The 11,401-nt window shown below is 60.6% G+C and carries 7 protein-coding genes; 2 read left to right on the forward strand and 5 right to left on the reverse strand.

Annotated elements, in window-relative coordinates:
- Positions 1-32 precede the first annotated feature (32 nt).
- The 3 genes from JJD74_RS05420 to JJD74_RS05430 all read right to left on the reverse strand — a co-directional run bounded on the left by JJD74_RS05420 (position 33) and on the right by JJD74_RS05430 (position 7,579).
- Positions 33-4,502: a hemagglutinin repeat-containing protein gene (locus JJD74_RS05420; protein ID WP_200612042.1), complete on the reverse strand. Its 4,470-nt coding sequence runs from the start codon at positions 4,500-4,502 to the stop codon at positions 33-35.
- A 107-nt stretch (positions 4,503-4,609) separates the two neighbouring features.
- A complete protein-coding gene (locus JJD74_RS05425; RefSeq protein ID WP_200612044.1) occupies positions 4,610-6,337 on the reverse strand; it encodes a ShlB/FhaC/HecB family hemolysin secretion/activation protein in 1,728 nt (575 codons plus the stop codon).
- Positions 6,338-6,445: 108 nt separating this feature from the next.
- Positions 6,446-7,579, reverse strand: coding sequence for a multidrug effflux MFS transporter (locus JJD74_RS05430; RefSeq protein WP_200612046.1), 1,134 nt, complete (start codon positions 7,577-7,579; stop codon positions 6,446-6,448).
- A gap of 98 nt (positions 7,580-7,677) precedes the next feature.
- Between JJD74_RS05430 and JJD74_RS05435 the strand changes: the two genes are divergently transcribed.
- Positions 7,678-8,442, forward strand: a complete 765-nt coding sequence (locus JJD74_RS05435; RefSeq protein ID WP_200612048.1) for an AraC family transcriptional regulator — start codon at positions 7,678-7,680, stop codon at positions 8,440-8,442.
- 46 nt (positions 8,443-8,488) lie between these two features.
- Here the strand turns inward: JJD74_RS05435 and JJD74_RS05440 are convergent, their stop codons facing one another.
- On the reverse strand, positions 8,489-8,929 hold the full coding sequence (locus JJD74_RS05440) for a carboxymuconolactone decarboxylase family protein (protein ID WP_042560104.1): 441 nt from the start codon (positions 8,927-8,929) through the stop codon (positions 8,489-8,491).
- A gap of 178 nt (positions 8,930-9,107) precedes the next feature.
- Between JJD74_RS05440 and JJD74_RS05445 the strand changes: the two genes are divergently transcribed.
- Positions 9,108-9,395, forward strand: a complete 288-nt coding sequence (locus JJD74_RS05445; protein ID WP_200612050.1) for a hypothetical protein — start codon at positions 9,108-9,110, stop codon at positions 9,393-9,395.
- Between the two features lie 192 nt (positions 9,396-9,587).
- On the opposite strand, the gene JJD74_RS05450 is transcribed toward JJD74_RS05445, so the two are convergent.
- Complete coding sequence (locus JJD74_RS05450; protein ID WP_115147318.1) at positions 9,588-11,156, reverse strand: sensor domain-containing diguanylate cyclase; 1,569 nt, start codon at positions 11,154-11,156, stop codon at positions 9,588-9,590.
- Between the last annotated feature and the right edge of the window lie 245 nt (positions 11,157-11,401).

Consider the following 11,401-nt stretch of genomic DNA (forward strand, 5'->3'; position numbering starts at 1 on the left):
CCTGCGGCAGCTCCTACACGGGACTATCGGGATCAGCCTTTTTCGTCGATTCCGGCCTGCAGGGTTTGGGTATCGAGATGCCCGCTCAAAGTGACAGGACCGACTTTCAGATCACCGTTCTCAAACGACACCTTCGGCGCGTTTTCCTCGGTTTTTTGTGGCAGATCCAGGCCAGCCTTGATGCCGTAATCGCGATTGTTCAGGTCGGTGCTGCTGACCTTCGAACCACCCAGATCAACCTTGCCGTCACTCGCCGAAATGCGCGCGCCGGTCAGTTGTGTCGCGCCGCCTACATTCAGCTTTACACCTTGACTGGCGCTGATGCCGGACGCCTGCGCGACGCTGTTCTTTCGCGCGTATTCGCCCTGCGCTTTCAGCGTCGGTTTGTAGTCGGTGCCGGCGAGTTTTTCCTTGTCGTTCGGTGGGTTCTTCTTGGCGGTCAGGCCCAGATCCACGTCAACCTTGGCGCTTGTCTTCGAGTCTTGACGGCTGTCGACTGCCAGATCACCGGCGATATTCCCGCTGACAGTCTTCGCATCGATTCGCGCGCCAGCCAACTCTGCATCACCTGCGCTGTTCAACACCACACTGTCAGCCTTGATCTGGCTGTTCTGCTGCGTGGTGCTCTGCAGGTAATCCACGCCAACCTTGGCCTCGGCATTGAAGCCGTGATCGCTGCTGGCCTTCTCATCGGCGGCTGTCGGTTTCTTGCTGCTCAGGTTGCCGCCAGCATTCAGTGCGACGTTCCAGTTGTTACGGCTTTCAGTGGACTGTGCCGACTCCTGAACGTAGCCGCCCTTCTGTGCATCGACGTTGACGTTTGGTGCACTGACTTGCGTGCCTTGCAGGTGAACAGCGTCACCGCTCAGGGCGATCCCGCTCTGGCTGGTGATTTGGCCACCGGTCAGTGTTTGTGAGTGCTCATTGACCCGACCAATGTTGAAGTTGCCACTGAGATTGCCGCCCTGATCGCGGCTCTTCTCGCTGCTGGATTTGCTGCCGCCGCCCTTCAAGCCGCCGCCGAGATTGCTGCCGGTGGCAGTGTGAGTGTCGGTGGCTGCTTGCAGATCGAGTTTGCCGTCAGCATGCAGATCGATGGCGCCAGCGCTGTCGATTGTGGTGCCTTGCTGGACCTGATTGCCGCCGCTGCTCAGTTGTACCGGGCCGTTGCCGGTGATGCTTGCGACATGGGCCTGAGTGTCAGAGGTCTGCTTGCCGGTGTGGTCGAGCTGGAACCCGGCGCCGAGATCGACGTTGGTGCCATCGCTGCCCGGCAAGGTGCCGACCGTCAGCGAGCCATTGCCGCGCAGACTGGCATCACTGCTGTTCTGGCGATCGTTGGCCTGATTGAGCGCAAGATCGCCGTCGGTCTTGATGTTCACGCCGCCCTGCCCGCCGTCGAAACGGCTGCCTTCGAACTGCGCGTCACCACCAACCTTGATGTTCACACCCTGGCTGCCGGCATAAGCGCCGACCACCGCCGTGGAACTGTCCTTGCTCGACTGGCTGCTGCCTCCCGCGCCGCTACCGGCGACATTCACGTCTTCGCCGGTTTTGGTGTAGACCCGCACGTCGACTTTGGCATCCACCGAACTGTCGGTACTGGCGTGGGTATTGCTCGCGGCATCGGCAACCAGTTTGTCGGCGCTGATGTTCACTTTACCGGCGCTGGCGTTGTACTGCGTGCCTTGGTCGTGCAGCGTTCCGGCGACGTTCACGTCGACAGTGCCGCCGTCAAAACGACTGACCACAGCGTTGCTGGCTTGCTCGGTTTTCTCGGCGCTGCCGTGACCGACCGCGACGTCGATACCGACGTTCGGCTGGCCGAGATTGGCCAGTGCATCCTTGTCCGGCACCTTGGCGTTCAGCACATCTTTAACCGCACCAGCGATAGGCCGGGCGATGTCTTTGTACTCGACGTTGGCACCGATGTCCGCCGACCAGTTGCTCTGGTTATGGGTGCTGCTTTCGGTGTTGCTGGCCGCGCGGTTATCGACTTCGTTGGCCGCGATGTTCAAACCGTTGCCAGCCTTCACTTGCGCGCCTTCGGTGGCGAGCTTGCCGGCGTTGATCGTCAGGCTACCGTTGCTCTGCACGCTGGTGGTTTGCGCAGTGGTTTTGCTGCTGGTGTCCTGCGAGGTGCTGTGGGCGAAGTCGATGCCACTGCCGGCGCGATCGAGGCCGCCGGTGTAATAGAAACCGCCGCCGGTGCTGGACTGGTCGGTGGAGGTTTTGTGACTGTCCTGCTCGGCCAGCAACGACACGTTTTTACCGCTCAACGTCGTGTCGCCCGCGGTGGATTTAACGTCCGCGCCCTTGAGGGTCACGTCGCCGCCCGCCTTCACTTGCACGCTACCGCCGCTGAGGCTGGAACCTTGCTGGGTCACGTCGTTACGGGTCACGGTTTGTTGCTTGTCTTCGTAATGAATCCCGGCGCGATATTGCTCTGGCGTCTGCTCTTTGGCGTAGGCATCGAAGCCACGGGTTTCAGTCGTGGCGCTGCTGTCGTGGCTGTTCTGCGCGGAGTGCACGTTCACATCCCCCGCCGCATCCGCCGTCAACGCGCCGCCCGCCTTGACGGTCGAACCGGCCACTTCGATATCTTTGGCGCTTTTGAGCTTGAGGTTGCTGTCGGACACCAGTTCGCTGCGCACCGTGGTGCTGTCCTTGGCGTTCTGGCGCGACTCGTCCTTGCTGATGCCGAAGAACTTGCTGTCCTTGTCATGATTGTTGCTGTGCGAGGTGTCTTGCACGCCGTCGACGATCAGCGAACCCTTGTCGCTGATCACGCTTGCGTCGGTGCCGCCACGGACCTGGCTGCCGCTGATGCGTACGTCGTCAGCCTTGACGATCAGTTTGCCCGCCGCATTGACCTTGCTGCCCTGATGCTGGGTCTGGCCTTTGTCGGCATCACCGGTTTTGCCAAAGAAACCACCGCCCACCAGATCGCCGGAATAGCGATTGTCGTTGCTGCGATCGGTGCGTGTGGCCGTGGTGATTTCCACCTGTTTGCCGGCCAGTTGCAGGTCGCCCGAACTGTTCAACTCGGCACCTTCGGAACGCAACAGCGCTGCGGTTTGCAGGGCGATATTGCCAGCCTTCAACTGGCTGGTGACACTGCGCTGCTCTTCGCTGCTGGTGTTCCAGTTGGCTTTCCACAAGTGTTTGCGGTGATTGCCCTGATCGGCCTGGGTGTGGCTTTCGGTGGCGGCAGTCAGACGCAGATCACCGCCACTTTGCACGCTGAGATTCTTCGCCGCTTCGACTTTTGCAGCGTTCAGTTGAGTGTCTTTGCCGGACGACAATGTCGCGTCACGGCTGGCGATAATCTGGCTGCCGTGCTGACGCGACTCGCTGTCAGTTTGGGTACGGTCGTAGGTTTCCCACGTGATGCCGATGGTGCTGTTACTCCAGTTTTCGCGCTTTTCCTGGAGCTTGCGGCTTTCGACTGTACTCAGGGTCAGATTGCGCTTGGCATCGACGCTAACGTCACGACCACTGACATCGGTGGCGGCCAATGTCAGGTCCTTGCCGCTGTGCAGGCCGACATCGCCCTGGCTGCTGCGGATACCCGCGCGCGTCACGTCGAGACTGTTCGTCACTGCATCGCCGCTGACACTGAGGTCGCCGGCAGAACGAATCTGCACGCCATCGCGCCCGGCCACTTGTACCGCGCCAACTCGCACGCCAGCGCCTTCAGCGGTGCTGACGATGTTGATGCGTCCGGCTTGCATCGCCCCGAACAGGCTGGCGTCGATGCGTTGATCGGTGGTGTTGCCTGCCGGGTCCACAGTCTTCACCTGGCCGCTGGCGAAATCGACCTGATTGCGGCCAACGGTGAGGTTGAGTTGATCGCGGGCAGTGAGCGCGCCCTGGCTGTCGATACGCGGGGCAATCAGGTTGATCGAGCCCTCGCCGTTACGCAGGCCGCCGTTCTGAATATGCAACTGGCCGCTGGCGTCGCGGGTGTTCAGGGCTTGCAGTTTGCCGTCGTTCAACTCCGGGCGACCGACCACCAGATTGGCGTTCGGCGTGTTGATGAAACTGCCGCCATTCACCGAAATGCCGTTGGGGTTGGCCAGCACATAATCGGCGGCGCGACCGAAGATTTCCTGTGCGCCGTTGATGGCCGACGGGTTGCGGCTGATCACTTCGTTGAGGATCACGCTCGCCGCTTGCCCTTGCAGTTGCGGGTTGGCCGCCAGTTGCCCGGCGAGTTGCGATTGCCCGGCCTGCAAGGCGTTGTTCAGCACCAGACCCTGGCGGTCGACGTTGTAGTCGAGGAACTGATTGTGCGACAGGCCCGAGCCGTTAGGCGCGACGATATTGACCATGGGCACACCGCCCTGAGTCTGCAATTGCGCGGTGCCGCCCGGTCCGGGAGCGACGACTACACCACCGGCCAAAGCGCTCGGCAGGTGCACGGCGAAGAACAGACTGGCGATCGCCCAACGCAATTTGCCCCGTGGGGAAAGATGAAATGCAAAGGTAGGTGCTGGCATAAGAACGTCTCCATGTAAGTACGGCATCACGTCGCGCGTTTTGGTGTTGGCCGTGGCTGTCGCGCTCAGATCCGACGGCTGTTTGTTCACTGCATTGTTCGTATCAGTCATATCTGCACCCCGACCCGCATCAGCCAGGTTTCGGGCTCGTGTTGCAGTCCGTTTGGGGTGTTGAGGGCGCGTTGGTAATCGACGTCCACTTGCAGGTTCTTCCAGCCCAGATTCAGGCCGACACTGGCGCCGCTCAGGCGTTGACCCTGAGCGCCGTGATCGGCCTTTATCCAGCCGTGGTCGAGGCCGACACGCGGGGTCATCTGCACCGGCCATTCGCTGCGCAGCGGCAGGCGCAAGGTGTTGCGCCAGATCGCACCGCTGGCACCGGAGGCACTGCTGACGCGATAACCGCGCACCGCCGAATCGTCGGTACCCAGCAGTTGCTCGATGGCTGGCAGCGGATCAGGGCTGTACTGCAAATTGAGTTGGCTCTGCCATTGCCAGACTTGCGCGCCGAACTGGCCATTGCGCCATTGACTGAGGCCGGCGCGGTACTTGCGAAACTGTGCCTTCGGCAGGTTGTTGATCGCCTGTCGGGAATCGTCATCGGCACCGAACCAGCGCAGGCCTTGTGCGTAATTGACGTCGAGATTCCACACCGCGCGGTCGAGCCAGAACAGATTGAGCCCGGCTTCGGCCACGGTCAGGGTCGGGCTCTGGATGCCCAGACGGACATGTTGCAGATAACTGTCGACGTCCTTGTGCGCCAGTTGCAGATTGGCGCTGAGCTGGCGGCTCTGGTCGCGCCACAACACGCGGTCGGCGCGCAGGCTGACCTGGTCAGTGATGCCGGTGCTGTGAAAAGTCGTGCTCGGCAATTTGAACGGCGCGCGGTATTCGGCGTGGCTGGCGAACACGCTGAAGGTCCAGTAGCCGTAGGGGATCGCGTAATACAGGCTGGCGTTGCGGCTATAGCGGTCGCCCTGATTCAACGTGTCACTGGCGCTGAGGCTCAACAGGTCGTTGAGTTCCAGCGGACTGTCGAGGCTCAGACTGAGGGTATCGCGGTCGCGCCCGGTGCTGGCGCTGCCGAGGTTGTCGATCCCTGCATTCAAGGCCCAGCGCGAGTGCCCGGTGGTGCGCGAGCGCAGGATGATCCGTGAGGCGCCGGGCTGGCTGCCGGGGGCGATGTCGGCGGTGAGGTCAACCGAGCGCAAGCGGTTCAACTGATCCAGCCCCTGCTCCAGATCGCGCAGGTTCAACGGCCCACCGAGCATGCCCGGGAACGCACCACCGAGGGAAACCGGCAGGCTTTGATCGGCCAGTTCGATGGACTCGATGTAGCCTTCGTCAATCCGGATGTCCAGCGACTGCCCCGCCGCCGGTGCACTCACCAGGTAGGGACGGCTGGCGATGTAGCCCTTCTCGACGTAAATCGCGGTGATGGTCGCCAGCAGATGATTGATCTGGCCGACGCCCATGCACGGCGCGAGCAGCGGCTTGATGCGGGCATTGAGTTTGTCGCTGTCGATCAGCGTGACGCCGCCGATGCGCGTGCCGCTCAACGGCCAGCAGCGCTCATCGGGAGTAACGGTTTGGGGAATCGCCGGAGTGACCGGCGCCGGGCCGAACGCGCCGCGCTCCAACTGACGTTTTCTTTGCTCAAGTTGCAGCTGTTGCAAATCGCGCTGTTGCTGTTGCTGCTGGCGCAGCACTTCCTGGCCCGGTGCGACAGGTTCGGCCGCTTCAAGCGAGGACGCAACCACGCTCAACACAACGACCGACCACAGCGGCCAACCCGTGACATAACGAGGAAAAACAGCGCGAATCGAATACGGCACGCAACATCCTTGCGATCATTGAATGGCGTAATGCCACATCATCAATGATCGTGATAGTCGGAGCCCTCCTACACAAATGCAAGACGCTTCCTACAGCGCTTACATTTCTTAAACAATTGCTTTTGTTGCTCTTATTGTTAGCAGCAACGCCACGGCACTGCAGGCTATCAGGGTTTCCCCGAGGGCCTGAGACCACCCGGCGAGCATCATGCCCGCGCCGATCAGCAGGTAATAAATCAGTCCCAACAAAGCTCCGGCAGTGCCGAGACGATCCGAGTAATTGACCAGCGCCAGGCCAAGAATATTGGGGATTGCCATGCCGAACGCCAGCACGATCAGCAGCATCGGCAGCACAAACGCGCCGCTGTCCTGCAGCCACCAGACGCCAATGCCACCGAGCAAACCGGTGACGGCGGCGAGCCGGATCAACTGCATCGCGGCACACCCTGCCTGCAACAAACGCCTGTTGGCCCATGCGCCAAAACCTGAGCCCAGCGCGAGGATCACGCCGCTGTAGCCGAACCATGTTGCGTCCAGATTCAGACGCTGAAAAATGAACGGGCCAAGGCTGTAATAACTGAACAGCGCCACATTGAACGCAGCAATCCATAACGCCGAGCGCCAGACGCCCAAGTCGCGCAGCATGCGAGCGAGGGTTTCCCACACACAAACGTGGGGCGTTTGCTGAGGGCGGGTTTCCGGCAAGGCGTAGCAACTCCAGAACCACAGCGTCGCAGCGATTAAAACCAGCGCAATCAGCACGCCGCGATAGCCGAATGCTTCGACCAGACTGGCACCGCTGAACAAACCGATCGCCGGACTGGCCGCCAACGCGATGCCCACCTGGGAAAACACCTGCGCCAGTTCTGCGCCTTTGAAACGGTCACGCAGCAAAGTTTGCGTGACCACTGAGCCCACCGCCGCGCCGAATGCCGCCAAACCCTGCGCCAGCAGCAGACCGTTGAAACTGCTGACCCGCAGCGCGATAACCGTGGCGACCGCGTAGATCGCCAACCCCACAAGCATGACCGGACGCCGGCCGATGCGATCACACAATCGCCCCCACACCACCACGCCCACGGCAAAGGCGAGAAAGTAAACCGACAAAGTCTGCGCTGCCGCCTCAGGACTGACTTTAAACACCCGACCGATATCCCCCAGCGCCGGGCTGTACAGGGTCTGCGCAATCTGCGGAAACATCAGCAACGCTATCGCCAGCGGTAACAGATTTCTGTTGTTCATTGTTTATGACTCCTCGAGTAAACCGTCGGGGAGTTTAAGAACTGCTGGCTGGCGTATTATCCCAATCCTGCCAATTTATCGCGCAAATCGGACAACCCATGGCCTGGATCGACGCCCACACCCTCTTTGATGCAAACCATTACTCGGCGCCGGTGATCGGCATCGCAGCAATACTGGGTGATCACGATTCCGGACAACATCAGCATCTGCACGGGCAACTGCTGTACACCCGCCAGGGCTGCACGCGCATCACCCTCGCGCAACAATTGTGTCTGCTGCCACCGTCGCGCGCGGCGTGGATTCCGGCGGGGGTGAGCCATCGCGCGGTGATGCAGCAAAGCGTCGATTACCGCTCTATTTACCTGATCCCGGAACTGTGCCGCGAGCTGCCGCAACAGGTCTGCGTTATCGAAGTCAGCCCTCTGCTGCGCGCCGTGCTGGAGCCCATGGCCACGGCGGATTTCGACACTGATTGGCAACAGGGCAAATTCGCCCATCTACTTGGCTTGTGCCTGAGCGAAATTGTTGAAGCGGCACAACAACCGATGTTGTTGCCGTTGCCACGGGACAAGCGTTTGCGGCCACTGCTCGCAACACCGGAACAATTGCCGCCGGAACTGCAGGTGCTGGAACGCCAGATCGGCGCCAGCAGCCGCACCATCGGCCGAATCTTCCAGCGCGAGACCGGCATGAGTTATCAGCAGTGGCGCCAGCAATGGCGGTTGATGCGCGCCATGGAGTTGCTCGCCACCGGACGCAGCCTCAGTTATTGCAGCTTCGAACTGGGCTTCGCCAGTGACAGCGCGTTCATCGCGTTCTTCAAAGCCATGACCGGCAGCACACCCGGCCAGTGGCTCAAATAAACATTTGAAGACCGTCGCACGCCACCACGCAAATTGTGATGTGGCCTCAGGCCTGAGGCGTTTTGCGGAAGCCTACCGCCAAGCGGTTCCAGCTGTTGATGGTGCTGATCGCGACGCTCAGGTCGACCATTTCCTTGGGCGAAAACTGCGCGGCAACGACGTCGTAGTCTTCGTCCGGCGCGTGGGTCAGGCTCAGCTGGGTCAGCGATTCGGTCCACAGCAGCGCGGCGCGCTCACGGTCACTGAAGAATGGCGCTTCACGCCATGCGGTCACCGCGAACAGGCGCCGTGGAGTTTCGCCACCCTTGATTGCATCGGCGGTGTGCATGTCGATACAGAAAGCGCAGCCGTTGATTTGCGAGGCGCGCAGCTTGACCAGTTCGATCAGGGTTTTTTCCAGCGGCAGCTTTGAGACGGCGGTTTCCAGGGCGATCATCGCTTTCAGGGCGTCCGGGGAAGCAGTGTAGAAATCGATACGAGGTTGCATGGTGGTTTTCCGGGGCAAGTGAATGTGTGGCTACGTTAGCCCCGGTGCAGCGCTCGGCAAATAGCCAATATTCCTGAAGAACAGTAGGCCACTCCATCGACCGCTCGTCACTCGGACGGCACAAAGCGTTGGGGGCCTCAGACCAATATCAGGTAAATCCCCTCTTTGGAGACGTACCATGATGACGCGCAAACTTACCTCGTTACTGCTCGCTGGCCTGCTGGCCACGGCATCGGCTGCCAGCTTCGCTGCCAACGACGGCGTCGATGCAACGGGCACCAAATCGGGTTCCACCAGCGGCTCGACCATGCCACCGGACAACACGCCGGGCGCGCCATCGGGCGGTAACGGTGCCGACGGCACCGGCACCAATGGCGGCGCCACCGGATCGGGCTCCGGTGCTGGTGGTGGCACCGGTTCGGCGGGTGGTGGTACCGGCGGTGCGGGCGGTGGCACGGGTGGCTGAACGAACAAGAGCCATCCGTGGTAAAAATCTTTCCACGTGCTCTCTAGACATTCACACAATCTGTGCTCGCTGAAAAAACCTGTGGGAGCTGGCTTGCCAGCGATGGCGTCACTACAGTCAGCCTCTTCTCAAGCTGACAGACCGCTATCGCTGGCAAGCCAGCTCCCACAGGTTTTTGTGGTGGTCTTTGTGTCAGCGGTCGTAGCGCATCAGCTCACCGGTGCCGTCATCCGTAGACAGCACCGCCGCCCGATTGCGCCCGGCATTTTTGGCCTGATACAACGCCGCATCCGCGCGCTGGATAAACACTTCAATGCTGTCATTGCCGCTGGGGACAAACGAGTAGCAGCCCAAACTGACTGTCAGATAACCGGTGGGCGAACCACTGTGGGTGATGCGTTTGTCGATCACGCTGCGGCGAATCTGCCCGGCAATCGCCAATGCGCCATTGATGTCTGTGTCGGGCAATAAAACCGCGAACTCCTCGCCCCCGTAACGCACGACCAGATCGGACTTGCGCTGGCAGCAGTTCTTAAGCACCTGGGCCACTTGCGTCAGGCAATGATCCCCCGCCACATGCCCATAAGCGTCGTTGTAACGCTTGAAGAAATCGATATCGAGCATGATCAGGCTGACCGGACTGACCTGCCGCGCACCACGGGCAAACTCGATCTCCAGCGATCGCTCGAACAGGCGCCGATTGGCCAGCCCGGTGAGGCTGTCGTGAGTGGCGATCTGCTCCAGCGCCCGTTGCGCCTTGCGCAGGTTTTTCTCGATCCGCTCGCCGTCGCGCACCTGATGGATAAACACCCAGCCGAACAAACCGATACCCAGCATCACCAACGCCACAATCACGCTGGACTGAAACGCGCGTTCATACCAACCCTTGAGAATCGTGTCTCGCGAAGTCGCGGCCGACACCACCAGCGGATACGCCGACAGTTGCCGGTAGCCGTACAAACGGGTGACACCATCGACGACCGATTTGAACATCGCCGTTCCGGCAGAGGCATTGGGCAACAGCGACTGATAAATTTCGCCTTTGGCCAGTGAAGTGCCAATCAGGGATTCATCGTACGGCCGGCGGGCGAGCAAAGTGCCATCAGTCAGGCCGATAAACATGATCCCGTTTTCATCGAGGCTGAAGCTTTTAAAGAACTGCTCGAAATACGACATTTTGATCCCGGCCAGCAACACACCCTGAAAGTTGCCGGCACGATCGTTGACGCGTTTGGAGATCGGGATGATCCATTCGCCGTTCTCGCGGCTGCGAATCGCCGGGCCGATATGCGCTACCGCCGAGACGTTCTGCTGATGAAACTTGAAATATTCGCGATCAGCCACGCTGTTGCCATGGGGCAGATCAGGGAATGAGGTAACGACCCAGTGCCCTTGGTCGTCGAACAGAAACATGCCGTGCAACTGCTCCAGCTGCTGCACCCGTCGGGAGAACGTTTTCTGCAAGCGCGGTTTTAGCGCCGTACCGTAACCGTCGTCCTGAACCCAGTCGACCAGACTGGTCAGCACCAGGTCCGCCGCCAGAAACGTATCCTCTGCCTGCTGTGCCATCGCCCGGGTCAGGTTGCTCGAGGCCATTTGCGCAACCGCCAGATCCTGGCGCCGCGACTGCTCAAGTTGCAGGTACAGCAAACCAAACAGGCACAAACTCACCGCAACGATAAACAGCACCGCCGCTTTGCGCAGCGGCAGACGCTTTAGCGTGCCGGGAGCCTGATGTGGATCGTGAATGGGGATTGGCAAAAGCATGTCCTGGGCAGGTACGACAGGGGCGCGAGCCCGAAACCCTTATGAATTGTGAGCTTAGTCCACCGGGGTGCAAGGGGCAAACGCCCCGCTCCCGCCCAGTTGTATCGGCGCAATCGGCATTTTTCAAGGTAGTTGTCGCGTCAACCGTCTAACTATGCCGCCATTTTCTCGTTCTGTTGCTCTCGATCCGGGTTCAACAACACGGTGCCGATCGGTTCCCAGTTACGCGTCCGGCCTGA

This window comes from Pseudomonas sp. MF6776, assembly GCF_016613125.1.
Classification (GTDB): Bacteria; Pseudomonadota; Gammaproteobacteria; order Pseudomonadales; family Pseudomonadaceae; genus Aquipseudomonas; species Aquipseudomonas iridis.